13 protein-coding genes are annotated in these 14334 nt (G+C 70.7%); 7 read left to right on the top strand and 6 right to left on the bottom strand.

All coding sequences use genetic code 11. The features are described from left to right. Genes ACIBJC_RS10045 through ACIBJC_RS10030 form a run of 4 tightly spaced genes read right to left on the bottom strand, consistent with a single transcriptional unit; the run spans window position 1 to window position 3129 of the window. On the bottom strand, window positions 1-969 hold the full coding sequence (locus ACIBJC_RS10045) for an NADH-quinone oxidoreductase subunit H (RefSeq protein WP_399290187.1): 969 nt from the start codon (window positions 967-969) through the stop codon (window positions 1-3). After that, window positions 966-2015, bottom strand: a complete 1050-nt coding sequence (locus ACIBJC_RS10040) for an NADH-quinone oxidoreductase subunit C (RefSeq protein WP_399290185.1) — start codon at window positions 2013-2015, stop codon at window positions 966-968. The genes ACIBJC_RS10045 and ACIBJC_RS10040 overlap by 4 nt, the downstream gene beginning before the upstream one ends. Further along, the gene (locus ACIBJC_RS10035) at window positions 2012-2746 is read right to left on the bottom strand and encodes an NADH-quinone oxidoreductase subunit B (RefSeq protein ID WP_399290183.1); all 735 of its coding nucleotides are present in this window, start codon (window positions 2744-2746) and stop codon (window positions 2012-2014) included. The genes ACIBJC_RS10040 and ACIBJC_RS10035 overlap by 4 nt, the downstream gene beginning before the upstream one ends. After that, window positions 2737-3129, bottom strand: a complete 393-nt coding sequence (locus ACIBJC_RS10030; protein ID WP_240045916.1) for an NADH-quinone oxidoreductase subunit A — start codon at window positions 3127-3129, stop codon at window positions 2737-2739. The genes ACIBJC_RS10035 and ACIBJC_RS10030 overlap by 10 nt, the downstream gene beginning before the upstream one ends. Before the next feature lie 187 nt (window positions 3130-3316). On the opposite strand from ACIBJC_RS10030, the gene ACIBJC_RS10025 reads away from it, so the two are divergent. From ACIBJC_RS10025 to ACIBJC_RS10005, 5 genes are all read left to right on the top strand, one after another. Next, entirely contained in the window at window positions 3317-4546 is a 1230-nt protein-coding gene (locus ACIBJC_RS10025; RefSeq protein ID WP_399290180.1) for a sensor histidine kinase, read from the top strand. Window positions 4547-4847: 301 nt separating this feature from the next. After that, window positions 4848-6155 (top strand): sensor histidine kinase, encoded by a 1308-nt coding sequence (locus ACIBJC_RS10020; RefSeq protein WP_399290178.1) that lies wholly within the window; start codon window positions 4848-4850, stop codon window positions 6153-6155. A gap of 234 nt (window positions 6156-6389) precedes the next feature. Continuing rightward, window positions 6390-7070 carry a response regulator transcription factor gene (locus tag ACIBJC_RS10015; protein ID WP_329828513.1) on the top strand — a complete coding sequence of 227 codons (681 nt, stop codon included), beginning with the start codon at window positions 6390-6392 and terminating at the stop codon, window positions 7068-7070. Between the two features lie 295 nt (window positions 7071-7365). Continuing rightward, entirely contained in the window at window positions 7366-9381 is a 2016-nt protein-coding gene (locus ACIBJC_RS10010; protein WP_399290175.1) for a 2-oxoacid:acceptor oxidoreductase subunit alpha, read from the top strand. Between the two features lie 130 nt (window positions 9382-9511). Continuing rightward, window positions 9512-10513 carry a 2-oxoacid:ferredoxin oxidoreductase subunit beta gene (locus ACIBJC_RS10005; protein ID WP_399291151.1) on the top strand — a complete coding sequence of 334 codons (1002 nt, stop codon included), beginning with the start codon at window positions 9512-9514 and terminating at the stop codon, window positions 10511-10513. A gap of 91 nt (window positions 10514-10604) precedes the next feature. On the opposite strand, the gene ACIBJC_RS10000 is transcribed toward ACIBJC_RS10005, so the two are convergent. After that, window positions 10605-10979, bottom strand: coding sequence for a winged helix-turn-helix transcriptional regulator (locus tag ACIBJC_RS10000; protein WP_399290173.1), 375 nt, complete (start codon window positions 10977-10979; stop codon window positions 10605-10607). A 111-nt stretch (window positions 10980-11090) separates the two neighbouring features. Here ACIBJC_RS10000 and ACIBJC_RS09995 point away from each other — a divergent pair, with 111 nt between their 5' ends. Then, window positions 11091-11951, top strand: coding sequence for an SDR family oxidoreductase (locus ACIBJC_RS09995; RefSeq protein WP_399290171.1), 861 nt, complete (start codon window positions 11091-11093; stop codon window positions 11949-11951). A 164-nt stretch (window positions 11952-12115) separates the two neighbouring features. After that, window positions 12116-13165: an EamA family transporter RarD gene (gene rarD / locus ACIBJC_RS09990; RefSeq protein WP_399290169.1), complete on the top strand. Its 1050-nt coding sequence runs from the start codon at window positions 12116-12118 to the stop codon at window positions 13163-13165. Window positions 13166-13225: 60 nt separating this feature from the next. Here the strand turns inward: rarD and ACIBJC_RS09985 are convergent, their stop codons facing one another. Continuing rightward, window positions 13226-14284 (bottom strand): vWA domain-containing protein, encoded by a 1059-nt coding sequence (locus ACIBJC_RS09985; protein ID WP_329828506.1) that lies wholly within the window; start codon window positions 14282-14284, stop codon window positions 13226-13228. Between the last annotated feature and the right edge of the window lie 50 nt (window positions 14285-14334).

Here is a 14334-nt window from a genome sequence, read left to right as displayed (position 1 = left end):
TTAGCTGATCGCCACCTTCACGATGCCGGTGAGCGCGATCTGCGCGAGAGCGAGGGGGATGAGTACGGTCCAGGCGAGTTTCTGGAGCTGGTCCTCGCGCATGCGCGGGTAGCTCACCCGCAGCCAGATCACGACGAAGGCGAGGACGGCGGTCTTGAGGAGGGTCCAGACCCAGCCGAGACCGTCGGCGCCGAGCGGGCCGTGCCAGCCGCCGAGGAAGAGGACGGTGGTCAGTCCGCACAGGACGACGATGCCCGCGTACTCGGCGAGCAGGAACAGGGCGAAGCGCAGACCGGTGTACTCGGTGTAGGCGCCGAAGATGATCTCGGAGTCGGCGACCGGCATGTCGAAGGGCGGACGCTGGAGCTCCGCGAGGCCCGCGGTGAAGAAGACCAGCGCGCCGACGATCTGCCAGGGCAGCCACCACCACTGGAAGGCGTCGAGGATGCCGATCAGGGAGACGGTGCCGGCGGCCATCGCGACGGACGCGGCGGCGAGCAGCATGGGCAGTTCGTACGCGAGGAGCTGCGCGGCGGTGCGCAGCCCGCCCAGGAGGGAGAACTTGTTGGCCGAGGCCCAGCCCGCCATGAGCGAACCGAGCACGCCGATGCCCATCACGGCGAGCACGAAGAAGATGCCCGCGTCGACGACCTGGCCGACCGCACCCTCGCCGGGACCGATCGGGATCACGAGGACCACGAGGAGGTACGGGAGGAGGGAGACGGCCGGGGCGAGCTGGAAGACCCGCCGGTCGGCCTCGGCCGGGACGATGTCCTCCTTCTGCGCGAACTTCACCCCGTCCGCGACGAGCTGGGCCCAGCCGTGGAAACCGCCCGCGTGCATGGGGCCGAGGCGGCCCTGCATATGGGCCATCACCTTGTGTTCGGCCTGCCCGACCACGAGGGGGACGACCATGAACACGGCGAAGACGATGACCAGCCGGAGGGCGACGTCGAGTACGTCGTTCACGCGTCTCCTTCCGGTTCCGGTCGGTCGTTCTCGGGGCGGGGCTCGGGTTTGGGCGTGGCGTCGGGCTCGGGCTCCGGTTTGGCCGTCGGCTCGGGCTCGGGCTTCGCTGCCTGCTCCGGTTGGGCCGTCGGCTCGGGCTCGGGCTTTGCCGCCTGCTCCGGTTGGGCCGTCGGCTCGGGTTTGGTTGCCTGCTCGGGTTCCGTGCCGTCCGTGGCCGGGCTCGGGCGGCGCCAGGGCGCGTCCGGGGCGGGCCGTTCGGGGCGCTGGGAGGTCGAGCCCTCGGAGACGCTGCGCGCCCGGCGGGCCGGGGCCGCCGGGGGCGGGGCCGCGCCCGGCGTCGTACCGGCGGCTTCGTCCGCCGCGGCGCGCGGCCGGCGCGCCGGGCGGTCACCGGAGGCGGCCCCGGCTGCACGGGCGCCGCGCGCGGGGCGGGCCGGGGCCGGGGGGAGCTGGCCCTTGAGGGGGCCCCATTCGTTCGGGTCGGGGACGCCCGGCGGGAGCATCTGGCGGCGCTTGGGGCCGCCGTGCTCGGACTCGCCCGGCTCCTTGGCGCCCGGCCACGCCTTCGCGACGCGGGCCGCGAGGACGAAGTCCTTGCGCAGCGGGTGTCCCTCGAAGGTCTCGGGGAGCAGGAGCGGGACGAGGTTCGGGTGGTCGGTGAAGGCGACGCCGAACATCTCGTGCGTCTCCCGTTCGTGCCAGCCCGCGCCCGCGTAGACGCCGATGGCGGTGGGCAGGACGGCCGCGTCGTGCGGGACGGTCGTCCGGACGAGCAGGCGGCGGACCGTACCCGGTGCGACGGCGGCGACATGGGCGCAGACCCGGAAGCCGGTGCCCTGTTCGTCGACGGCGCTCAGCCAGTCGAAGTAGGTGCAGCCCAGGGTGGACCGGGCGGTTTCGAGGGCGCTGATCCAGGACGCGGCGGGCACGTCGACCGTGAGCAGGTCGTACGCCAGCTCGGCCGTGGCACCCTCGCCGAAGATCTCGGCGGCAGCGTCGGGCAGCCGGTCGTAACCGGCCGCGGCGGCCTGGTCGGAAGCGCTCACGACGCCGACTCCCCTGTCGCACCCGTCGTACCCGAACCCGTGCCCGAACCGGAGTCCGTACCCGTGCCCGAACCCGTGCCCGGGGTCGGCGGGGCCGGGACCAGGCCGCTGCGCAGTGCGGCGGTGGAGGGCCTGCCGCCCGTCGCGTACCGCTCCTTGAGCGATTCGCGGGCGATCTTCTCCTGGAGCTTCAGGATGCCCTGGAGCAGCGCCTCGGGGCGCGGCGGGCAGCCCGGTACGTAGACGTCGACCGGGATGATCTGGTCGACGCCCTTCGTCACCGAGTAGGAGTCCCAGTACGGGCCGCCGCAGTTGGAGCAGGCGCCGAAGGAGATCACGTACTTGGGCTCGGGCATCTGCTCGTACAACCGCTTGACGGCCGGGGCCATCTTGTCCGTGACCGTGCCGGAGACGACCATCAGGTCCGCCTGGCGCGGCCCCGGCGCGAAGGGGATCACGCCGAGCCGGATGAAGTCGTGCCGGGCCATGGAGGCGGCGATGAACTCGATCGCGCAGCAGGCGAGTCCGAAGTTGAAGACCCAGAGGCTGTAGCGGCGGCCCCAGTTGAGGACGACCTTCATCGGCTCGGGCGCCAGCCGGGAGAGCACCCCGAGGCGTTTCGGCTCCGGCAGCGGTACGGGCACGGAGACCGGCGTGGCGCCGTCGGCCGCGGCGGATCCGGAGGCCGCGGCGGGGCCTGCGGCCTTGTCGGCGGCGGGGGTCACGTCCATTCCAGGACGCCCTTCTTCCATGCGTAGAGCAGTCCCACGGCCAGGAAGCCGAGGAAGATGAACATCTCGACCAGCGTCGTGGCCCCGTACCCGGGCGCGGCGAACACGGTCGCCCACGGGAACAGGAAGATCGAGTCGACCGCGAAGATCACGTAGAGGAACGCGTAGACGTAGTAGCGGACCTGTGTGTGGGCCCACCCCTCGCCCACCGGGTCCACCCCGCATTCGTACGTGAGCAGTTTCTCCGGCGTCGGCACCACCGGCCGCAGCAGCCGGCCCGCTCCGAAGGCGACGGCGACGAACAGCACACCGACGACCGCGAGCAGCCCGACGACCGAATAGCTCTGGAAGTAGTCCGACGCGAGAACGGTCGGTTGCGACACGTCCGCCCCTCGCTCCCTGACCTCATAGCGACTTCATCGACTTCTTCGACGATCTGTACGCACGGGAGTCTAGGCCCTGCTAAAGAATCAGTAAGCAGCCCGTCTCTCTTAGTGGGGTTATCCCCACCGTCAACTGACCCAGCCACCCCATGGCGCCCGGCTTCCGGGCCGGGCAGCCTTGGTGCTTATGACCGCGAGCCTGACCGCCCACAGCGTCCTCCCCGATGACGACCGGCCGCCCCCGGCGCGTTTCGCGTACGACCGGCACACCTGGAAGGAGATCGCCTATCTCCTGAGCAATCTGCCGGTGGCCGTGGCCGGTTTCGTCTACGCGACGTTCACGGTGTTCACCGGCGTGGGCCTGTCGGTGACCGTCATCGGGCTGCCGTGGCTGGTCGCCGGGCTGACGGGCGCGCGGCTGCTCGGCCGGGCGGAGCGCGCGCGGGCGCGCGCGCTGCTGGGCGTACGGATCGACGAGCCGAGCCCCCTGCACGGCTCCGGAGGCCGCGGGCGCAGCCGTAAGGGACAGGCCAAAAAGCGCGGCGGCTCCGAGGGCTTCTTCGGGTGGGTGTGGGCCGGGTTGAAGGATCCGGTGGCGTGGCGGACGGTGCTGTACGGGTTCGTCCGGCTGCCCTGGGGGGTGGTGACGTTCTCCGTCACGCTGGTGGGGTTCTTCGTGCTCTGGCCGGTGCTGCCGCACATCGCGCGCGGGCTCGCCAACGCCGACCGGGCCATGGTGCGCGGCCTGCTCTCGCCCTCCGACGAGCTGGAGCGGCGGATCGCGGAGCTGGAGTCGGACCGCGGGGTGGTCGTGGACACGGCCGCCGCCGACCTGCGCCGTATCGAACGCGACCTGCACGACGGAGCGCAGGCCCGCCTCGTCGCGCTCGCGATGGGGCTCGGGCTCGCCAAGGAGAAGCTGCTGGAGGACCCGAAGGCGGCGGCCGACATGGTGGACGAGGCGCACGGCGAGGTGAAGCTCGCCCTCCAGGAGCTGCGGGACCTCGCGCGCGGCATCCATCCGGCCGTCCTGACCGACCGGGGGCTCGACGCGGCGCTGTCGTCCATCGCGTCCCGCTGCACGGTCCCGGTGAAGGTGACCGTCGATCTGGGTGAGCGGCCCGCCGAGGCGATCGAGGGCATCGCGTACTTCACCGTCTCCGAACTGCTCCAGAACATCAGCAAGCACAGCGCGGCGCGGTCGGCGGCCGTCGACGTGTGGCGCGCTGACGACCGGCTGCTGATCCAGGTACGGGACGACGGGCGCGGCGGCGCGCGGCTGGACGGCGGTACGGGGATGTCCGGGCTGGCCGAGCGGCTCGGCGCGGTCGACGGGCTCTTCGTACTCGACTCCCCGGAGGGCGGCCCCACGGTCGTCACCGCCGAACTGCCCTGGCGCGAGCGAGGCAAGGCCTGACCCCCCGTCCCCCCGCCGCTCGACCTCTCCCCTCTCCCTCCCTTGTGGGGCTCACGGACCGTCCGTGGGCCCCACACGCGCATCACGCGCACCGTCGGGCACTCCACCCTCCCGGGGGTGGGGAAAACCCCAGGGTGAAGAGGGATACCGGCCTCATGGTGCGGTGCCCGGCGCGCCGGGAGCATGGACGTACAGCAAGACCCCCTCGTACTCCTCGCCCCTCCTTTGCGCTCCCCTCGCGCTCCCCCTCTCGCCTCGCCCCTCGCCCCTCGTCCGCAGACTCGCAGAACGGACACCACAGATGGCCATCGACTACGGATCGCGGTCACGCCCCCACGTTCTCCCCCTGCCCCTGCGCGCCCCCGTCGAGGGCCGCATGTGGCGTGAGTTCGGTTATCTGCTGCTGAGCCTGCCGATCAGCGTGGCGCTGTTCGCCTACGCGGTGGCCATGACCGCCGTCGGTACCGGGCTGCTCGTCACCTTCCTCGGTATCCCCGTGCTGGCCGCCTCGCTGGCCGGCTGCCGTGCCTTCGGCATGCTGGAGCGGGCCCGCGCGCGGGCGCTGCTGGGCCTCGACGTGGCGGAGCCCGCGCCGGTCAGGGGCAAGAAGAGCGGGCTGCTGTCCTGGGTGGGCGCGATCCTGAAGAGCGGGGTGTCCTGGCGCCATCTGCTGTACGCGGTGCTGCACCTGCCGTGGGCGACGTTCGCGTTCGTGGTCTCCGTGACGTTCTGGTGCGTGAGCTGGTCGCTGTTCCTCTATCCGCTGTACCAGTGGGTGTACCCGGCCCACTGGGGCCAGCCCGGCATGGGGATCAACACCGACGGCAACGGCTTCTATGTCGACACCCCCTTCGAGATAGCCGTCACCAGCGTGCTCGGGTTCCTGCTGGTGCTGGTCTCCCCCTGGCTGATCCGCGGGCTGACGGGCATGGACCGGCTGATGGTGCTCGGCCTGCTCGGCCCGTCGCTGCTGGCCAGCCGGGTCTCCGAGCTGGAGTCCGACCGCGGGGTGGTCGTGGACACGGCCGCCGCCGACCTGCGCCGTATCGAACGCGACCTGCACGACGGAGCGCAGGCCCGTCTCGTCGCCCTGGCGATGGATCTGGGGCTGGCGAAGGAGAAGCTGGCGGAGGACCCGCAGGCCGCCGCCGTCATGGTGGACGAGGCGCACGGTGAGGTGAAGACGGCTCTCCAGGAGCTGCGGGACCTGGCGCGCGGCATCCACCCGGCCGTGCTCACCGACCGGGGGCTCGACGCGGCGCTCTCCGCGATCGCGTCCCGCTGCACGGTTCCGGTGACGGTCGACGTCGACCTGCCGGCCAGGCCCGCCGCGGCGATCGAGGGCATCGCGTACTTCACCGTCTCCGAGCTGCTCCAGAACGTCAGCAAGCACTCCCGGGCCCGGCGGGCCACCGTGGACGTCTGGCAGACGGAGGGCCGGCTGATGCTCCAGGTCACGGACGACGGCGTGGGCGGGGCGGACGCGGCGGCGGGCAGCGGGCTCGCCGGGCTGACGGAGCGGCTGGACGCGGTGGACGGCGTCCTGGTCGTCGACTCCCCGGCCGGCGGCCCGACGACGGTCACGGCGGAACTGCCCTGGCGCGGCTGACCGGACACGACGACCGACCCGACCGCGTACGAACGCAGGAACAGAAACACGACGAGCGGCGCGAGCGCGCTCCGCCCCCGGGGCTCCGGCCTCCGGGGGCTTCCGCGTGCCGTGGGCCGGCCGGGGACGCGTGCCGTGCCCCGGCCGGGCGGAATTAGGTGCTGGTTGCCACGGCGCCATCCGAATACTGGGATGCTGGAGGACGCAGGGGGCGGACACACTTCGACATGGGGGATGAAGGTCGTGGAGGACAGGGTACGGGTGGTCATCGCCGAGGACTCAGTGCTGCTCAGGGAGGGCCTGACCCGGTTGCTGACCGACCGTGGGCACGACGTGGTCGCGGGTGTCGGTGACGGGGAGGCCCTGATCAAGACCGTCGGGGAGCTGGCGGACCGGAACACCTTGCCGGACGTGGTGGTGGCGGACGTACGGATGCCGCCGACCCACACCGACGAGGGGGTACGGGCGGCCGTGCGGCTGCGCCGGGACCATCCGGGGATAGGCGTGCTGGTGCTGTCGCAGTACGTCGAGGAGCAGTACGCCACCGAGCTGCTGGCGGGCAGCAGCTCGGGCGTCGGCTATCTGCTCAAGGACCGGGTGGCCGAGGTCCGGGAGTTCGTGGACGCCGTGGTCCGGGTGGCCAGGGGCGGTACGGCGCTGGATCCCGAGGTGGTGGCGCAGCTCCTGGGCCGGAGCCGGAAGCAGGATGTGCTGGCCGGGCTGACGCCGCGTGAGCGCGAGGTGCTCGGGCTGATGGCCGAGGGACGGACGAACTCGGCGGTCGCCAAGCAGCTCGTCGTGAGTGACGGGGCGGTCGAGAAGCATGTGAGCAACATCTTCCTGAAGCTCGGTCTTTCGCCGAGTGACGGGGATCACCGCCGGGTGCTGGCCGTGCTGACGTATCTGCGGAACTGACCGGTTCCGCGGAACTGATCGGTCCGCTCCGGGGCCGGTAACGCCGTCCGCGTCCCCGCGCCGTAGGTCGCAAGCCCTACACCCAAAGGCTGAGAGCGGAGCGCTCGGCGCCGGGGAGACCAAGGAGCGGATAGACCGTAATAAAACCGACAAATTGGTACGACACGGCGTCTCAAAAGAGCGTCCGCCATATGGCTGTCCCAAGGAAGGCGACCCTTACCCACGTAGGGTGGTATCCGGACTGCCGGGCGGCCGGTCAGTCCCGAGCCGCCGCCTCGTAGGGAGGTCCAGTTCAGTGACCAGCCAGGTCAGTAGCCCAGCCGAGCAGGCCGATGAGGCCAACGACGCGAGCGATCCGAGCGATTCCGGCGATGCGCGCCTGTCGGGCAGCGGCCCGACAGGCGCGACGACCGCCGGGAACGACGGAGAGACCGAGGGGAACGACGGCAGGGCCGGTGAGAAGGAGGTCCGCCGGCTGGAACGGGTGATCATCCGTTTCGCGGGTGACTCCGGTGACGGGATGCAGCTCACGGGTGACCGGTTCACCTCCGAGACCGCGTCGTTCGGGAACGACCTGTCGACCCTGCCGAACTTCCCCGCCGAGATCCGGGCCCCCGCCGGGACCCTGCCGGGCGTCTCCTCGTTCCAGCTCCACTTCGCCGACCACGACATCCTCACCCCGGGTGACGCGCCCAACGTGCTGGTCGCGATGAACCCGGCGGCGCTGAAGGCCAACATCGGCGACGTGCCACGCGGCGCGGACATCATCGTGAACACCGACGAGTTCACCAAGCGCCCCATGGCCAAGGTCGGTTACGCGGTCTCTCCGCTGGAGGACGGCTCGCTCGACGGCTACCAGGTCCACCCGGTGCCGCTGACGACGCTGACGATCGAGGCGCTGAAGGAGTTCGGGCTCTCCCGCAAGGAGGCGGAGCGTTCGAAGAACATGTTCGCGCTCGGTCTTCTGTCGTGGATGTACCACCGGCCGACCGAGGGTACGGAGCGCTTCCTGCGGGCCAAGTTCGCGAAGAAGCCGCAGATCGCCGAGGCGAACGTGGCCGCGTTCCGCGCGGGCTGGAACTTCGGCGAGACGACCGAGGACTTCGCGGTCAGTTACGAGGTCGCCCCGGCGGGCGCCGCGTTCCCGGCCGGCACGTACCGCAACATCTCGGGGAACCTCGCCCTGTCGTACGGTCTGGTCGCCGCCGGTCACCAGGCGGAGCTGCCGCTCTACCTCGGCTCGTACCCGATCACCCCGGCCTCCGACATCCTGCACGAGCTGTCCAAGCACAAGAACTTCGGTGTACGGACGTTCCAGGCCGAGGACGAGATCGCGGCCATCGGTGCGGCGCTCGGCGCGGCCTTCGGCGGCTCGCTCGCCGTGACGACCACCTCGGGCCCCGGCGTGGCGCTCAAGTCGGAGACGATCGGGCTCGCGGTCTCCCTGGAGCTGCCGCTGCTGGTCGTCGCCATCCAGCGGGGCGGCCCCTCCACCGGGCTGCCCACCAAGACGGAGCAGGCCGACCTGCTCCAGGCGATGTACGGGCGCAACGGCGAGGCCCCCGTCCCGGTGGTCGCGCCGCGCACCCCGGCGGACTGCTTCGACGCGGCGCTGGAGGCCGCGCGGATCGCGCTGGTCTACCGCACGCCGGTGTTCCTGCTCTCCGACGGTTACCTCGCCAACGGCTCCGAGCCCTGGCGCATCCCGGAGCAGGACGAACTTCCGGACCTGCGGGTTCAGTTCGCGACCGGCCCCAACCACGAGCTGGCCGACGGCACCGAGGTGTTCTGGCCGTACAAGCGCGACCCGCACACCCTGGCCCGCCCCTGGGCGGTGCCCGGCACACCCGGTCTCGAACACCGGATCGGCGGTATCGAGAAGCAGGACGGCACGGGCAACATCTCGTACGACCCGGCCAACCACGACTTCATGGTCCGCACCCGTCAGGCCAAGATCGACGGCATCCAGGTCCCCGACCTGGAGGTGGACGACCCGGACGGGGCGCGCACGCTCGTCCTCGGGTGGGGGTCCACGTACGGTCCGATCACGGCGGCGGTCCGCCGGCTGCGCAAGGCGGGCGAGCCGATCGCCCAGGCCCATCTGCGCCATCTCAACCCGTTCCCGCGCAACCTGGGAGACGTTCTCGCGCGGTACGACAAGGTCGTGGTCCCGGAGATGAACCTCGGTCAGCTCGCGACGCTGCTGAGGGCGAAGTACCTGGTCGACGCCCACTCGTACAACCAGGTCAACGGCATGCCGTTCAAGGCGGAACAGCTCGCCACGGCCCTCAAGGAGGCCATTGATGTCTGAGACGACGACGTCCGACGTGGCATCGGGCGGCGCCCCGCGCCTGCCGGGTACAACAACGGGTACGCCTGGTCCGGCGCCCCTCGCGGGCGAACTGCTGACCCTGGTCCCCAAGGCCACGGCCAAGCAGTCCATGAAGGACTTCAAGTCGGACCAGGAAGTGCGCTGGTGCCCCGGCTGCGGTGACTACGCGGTGCTGGCCGCGGTCCAGGGCTTCATGCCCGAGCTGGGCCTGGCCAAGGAGAACATCGTCTTCGTCTCCGGCATCGGCTGCTCCTCCCGCTTCCCCTACTACATGAACACGTACGGGATGCACTCCATCCACGGCCGCGCCCCCGCCATCGCCACCGGGCTCGCGACCTCGCGCCGCGATCTCTCGGTCTGGGTGGTCACGGGCGACGGTGACGCGCTCTCCATCGGCGGCAACCACCTCATCCACGCGCTGCGCCGGAACGTCAATCTGAAGATCCTGCTGTTCAACAACCGGATCTACGGACTGACCAAGGGCCAGTACTCCCCCACCTCCGAGGTCGGGAAGATCACCAAGTCGACACCGATGGGATCGCTCGACGCGCCCTTCAACCCGGTGTCGCTGGCGATCGGCGCGGAGGCGTCGTTCGTGGCCCGTACGGTCGACTCGGACCGCAAGCACCTCACGGAGGTGCTGAGACAGGCCGCGGACCACCCCGGCACGGCGCTGGTGGAGATCTACCAGAACTGCAACATCTTCAACGACGGCGCCTTCGAGGTCCTCAAGGACAAGGAGAAGGCCGAGGAAGCCGTGATCCGGCTGGAGCACGGGCAGCCCATCCGCTTCGGCGCGGGCGGTTCGAAGGGCGTGATCCGGGACCAGGCGACCGGCGACCTCCAGGTCGTGGCCGTCACCCCGGAGAACGAGTCGCGGATCCTCGTCCACGACGCGCACACGGAGAGCCCGACCACCGCGTTCGCGCTCTCGCGGCTCGCGGACGCGGACACGCTGCACCACACGCCGATCGGTGTGCTGCGCAGCGTGCGGCGGCCGGTGTACGACACGCTGATGTCGGAGCAGCTCGACGCGGCCGTCGAGCAGCGCGGCAAGGGCGATCTGGCGACGATGCTCGCCGGTGGCGACACCTGGACGGTCGTCGGCTGACGCGACGCCGCTCACCGGCGCCCTTCACCGACGCCCCTCGCCGGCGCTCCTCACGAGGCCCGGATCCCCTGATCCGTATCACTGGTACGGACTAGGAGGTCCGGGCCTCGTCGTACACCTCGCGGGCCTTGAGGACCTCCTCCGCGCGCCGCTCCGTCCAGCGCGCCAGCGCCCACACCTGCTCGGCGGCCTCCTGCCCCAGCGCGGTCAGCGTGTAGTCGACGCGTGGCGGGATGACGGGCCTGGCGTCACGATGGACGAAGCCGTCGCGTTCCAGGGTCTGGAGGGTCTGCGCAAGCATCTTCTCGCTGACGCCGCCGATCTCGCGCCGCAGCTCGCTGAAGCGGTACGAGCGCTCCAGCAGCGCGGCGAGGACGAGCACGCCCCAGCGGCTGGTGACGTGCTCAAGGATCAGCCGGGAGGGACACATCTGCTGGTTCACATCGAGCTTTACGCTTACGTCCATGCCAGTACCTTACTTTGAAGTGGGTACTTTCCCTAAGTTAGTGCCATCCGTAGGGTGAGTGCAGGAACGCGAAGACAGGCACAGCACACCGCACGAACTGGAGAGACCCCCATGAGCATCGTCGTCACCGGAGCCACCGGACACCTCGGCCGTCTGGTCATCGAGGCCCTGCTCGCCGCCGACGTCCCGGCCGACGGGATCGCCGCCGTCGTACGGAACAAGGAGAAGGCCGCGGGCCTGGTGGCGAGCGGGGTCGAGCTGCGGGTCGCCGACTACGACGACCCCGCCTCGCTGAAGAACGCCTTCCGGGCCGGCGACCGGGTGCTGCTGATCTCCGGCAGCGAGGTCGGCAAGCGCGCGGCCCAGCACGGCGCCGCCATCGACGCCGCGAAGGCGGCGGGCGTGGCCCAGCTCGCCTACACCGGTGCCCTCGGCGGCCCCGACGCCGACTTCGACCTGGCCGCCGAGCACCGGGTGACCGAGCAGCTCATCCTCGACTCGGGGCTGCCGTACACCTTCCTGCGCCACGGCTGGTACACCGAGAACTACACCGACAACCTGGCGCCCGTGCTGGAGAACGACGCCGTTCTCGCCGCCGCGGGCGAGGGCCGGGTCGCCTCGGCGACCCGCGCGGACTACGCCGCCGCGGACGCCGCCGTACTGACCGGCGAAGGCCACCTGAACAAGGCTTACGAGCTGAGCGGCGACACGGCGTGGTCCTTCGCCGAGTACGCGGCGGAGCTGTCGCGCCAGACCGGCAGGACCATCGCGTACAACAGCGTGTCGGAGGAGACCCTGCGGGGGATCCTGGCCGGCGCCGGGCTGCCCGAGCCGCTGCCGGCCATCCTCGCCGACGTGGACCGGGCGATCGAGCGCGGGCGCCTCGCCGCCACGCCGGGCGATCTGGCGCGACTGGCGGGCCGGCCCACCACGCCGCTCGCCGACACGATCGCCGAGGCGCTCAAGGGCTGACGGCTCGCCGGGCGGCGCCCGTTCCGGCCTCGCGCCCCCTCTCCGGCCTCGCACCCGGCCCACGCTCGTCATGACCGTATGACGATACGGACATGACACCGCACCCCGTGTCCCGCTACCTTCATCGAGGACGAGCTCGGGGCGGCACAGGGCGGGGAGGGCCAGTGAAGTCGGAGAACGAACAGCGGGCGGGGCTGCTGTACGGGATCGGCGCCTACGGGATGTGGGGACTGGTCCCGATGTTCTGGCCGCTCCTCAAGCCGGCCGGGGCGATGGAGATCCTCGCCCACCGGATGGTCTGGTCGCTGGCCTTCGTGGCCGTCGCGCTGCTGGTGTTGCGCCGCTGGGCCTGGATACCGGAACTGCTGCGGCAGCCCCGCAAGTTGGCGCTCATCACGGTGGCCGCCGCCACGATCACCGTCAACTGGGGCGTCTACATCTGGTCGGTCAACGCCGGCCATGTGGTCGAGGCGTCCCTCGGGTACTTCATCAACCCGCTGGTGACCATCGCCATGGGCGTACTGCTGCTCAAGGAGCGGCTGCGCCCCGCCCAGTGGGCAGCGGTCCTCATCGGTTTCTCGGCGGTGGTGGTGCTCGCCGTGGGGACCGGGCAGCCCCCGTGGGTCTCGCTGACGCTGGCCTTCTCGTTCGCGACGTACGGCCTGGCCAAGAAGAAGATCAACATCGGCGGTCTGGAGTCGCTGACGGCCGAGACCACGGTGCTGTTCCTGCCCGCCCTCGGCTATCTGGTGTGGCTGAGCGCGACCGGCTCGGCCACCGTCGGCTCGGAGGGCGCCGGGCACGTCGCGCTGCTGGCCTCGACCGGGCTCGTCACCGCCGTGCCGCTGATCTGCTTCGGCGCGGCGGCGATCCGCGTACCGCTGTCGACGCTGGGGCTGCTCCAGTACCTGGCGCCGGTCTTCCAGTTCCTGCTGGGCGTCCTCTACTTCCACGAGGCGATGCCGGCCGAGCGCTGGGCGGGCTTCTCGCTGGTGTGGCTGGCGCTGACGATCCTGACCTGGGACGCGCTGCGGACGGCCCGCAGGACACGGGCGGAGGCGGTACGGCTGGCCGCGCTCGCCCGGGAGAAGGCGAGCTCCCCCGCCCCGTCGGCCACCGACCCGGCCGCCCTGCCCCTCACGCCCCCGCTCACCTCGCCCCCGCTCACCTCGCCGCTCACCCCGGAACCGGCGGCCGGGGACCCCGAGCGCTGACCCCCGGAGGCTCACGGCGCCCGCACCGGACCACCCGCGCCACGGCCCTTCTGGCGCATGTCAGAGCATGATCAGCAGCCGCGTCTTCGCCTTGAGCTTCCTGTTCACCGAACGACTCTGCACGTACACCTCCAACTTGGGATTACGCCCCGCCTTCACGGAGACCGTCCCCTGGATACCCGTGCCGAACAGAAGGCTGCGCGCCGCGTCGCCCGTGTACGCGCGGTCGGTGTCCTTCTCGACCACGATGACTTCCTTGTCGGGCTGAACCTGAACCCGGGTGCCGAGCTGGTAGTAGCACGACCCGCGCTCGTACGTCACACCCGGATGCGAATCGACGAAGGCCCGGATCTCCATCTCCGTGTCGACCTTCAGGAGTCGGTACGTGTCGGCCGGGACCGGTTCGAGGTTCGCCCGCACATCGTCGACCGATATGTCCTGGCCGACCGCGAACAGGTTCTTCGTACCGCGCACACCCTGCTCGCGGCCACGGAGGAAGCTGGTGGCCGCCGCGCGCACGGTACCGATCGCCTCCTCGACACCCGCCTGGGAATCCGCGTCCCAGATGGCGATGTTCCCGGCCGGGAAGCCGTAGTTCTGGGCGGTGCGCTTCGCCAGGGAGTTCGGGACGAGGATCGCGGACGTCCAGTGGCCAGGAAGCCCGCCCATCTTCGCCGCGATCCTGTCGAGCCAGGGGCCGAGGATGGTCATGTCGCCGTTGTGCCGCCGGTCGCCGCCGGAGGCGTTCTCCTCCCCGTCCGTCACCACGATCTGGAGGAAGCTGTGCTCGCCGTACTCCTCCCAGATGTGTCCCAGGTCGTCCAGGGACTTCAGAGAGGCCTCGATGAGGGCCGTGGCGCCGTTGTTGACCTTGTACAGGCCCTGCATGGACGGCAGATGCTTCACGTCCATGTCCCAGACCAGGTTCTCCACCTGGTGGTCGAAGGAGTAGAGGCTGATCCGGGTCTCATGACCGAGGCTGTCCGACTCGGCCTTCAGGCCCGCCACGAACTCGTCCACGACACGGATGAGTTGGCTCTGGTGCGGACGCATGGAACCCGAGCAGTCCACGACCAGCGCGACGTGATTGACCTTGTGCTGGATCTTGTTGACGGACACGTTTCCACTCCTTCTCCGGGGTTCCCCAAGCGATGTCCCCACACTATGGG

This window comes from Streptomyces sp. NPDC050509 (assembly GCF_044457965.1).
In the GTDB taxonomy this organism is placed as follows: domain Bacteria; phylum Actinomycetota; class Actinomycetes; order Streptomycetales; family Streptomycetaceae; genus Streptomyces.
This window is presented reverse-complemented; position numbering and strand designations above follow the sequence as displayed.

Excerpts from the sequence above, each read along its gene's own strand:
- ACIBJC_RS10035 (WP_399290183.1), bottom strand. The coding sequence starts at position 2,746 with ATGGACGTGACCCCCGCCGCCGACAAGGCCGCAGGCCCCGCCGCGGCC.
- ACIBJC_RS10025 (WP_399290180.1), top strand. The coding sequence starts at position 3,317 with ATGACCGCGAGCCTGACCGCCCACAGCGTCCTCCCCGATGACGACCGG.
- ACIBJC_RS10020 (WP_399290178.1), top strand. The coding sequence starts at position 4,848 with ATGGCCATCGACTACGGATCGCGGTCACGCCCCCACGTTCTCCCCCTG.
- ACIBJC_RS10015 (WP_329828513.1), top strand. The coding sequence starts at position 6,390 with ATGAAGGTCGTGGAGGACAGGGTACGGGTGGTCATCGCCGAGGACTCA.
- ACIBJC_RS10005 (WP_399291151.1), top strand. The coding sequence starts at position 9,512 with ATGAAGGACTTCAAGTCGGACCAGGAAGTGCGCTGGTGCCCCGGCTGC.
- ACIBJC_RS10000 (WP_399290173.1), bottom strand. The coding sequence starts at position 10,979 with ATGGACGTAAGCGTAAAGCTCGATGTGAACCAGCAGATGTGTCCCTCC.
- ACIBJC_RS09995 (WP_399290171.1), top strand. The coding sequence starts at position 11,091 with ATGAGCATCGTCGTCACCGGAGCCACCGGACACCTCGGCCGTCTGGTC.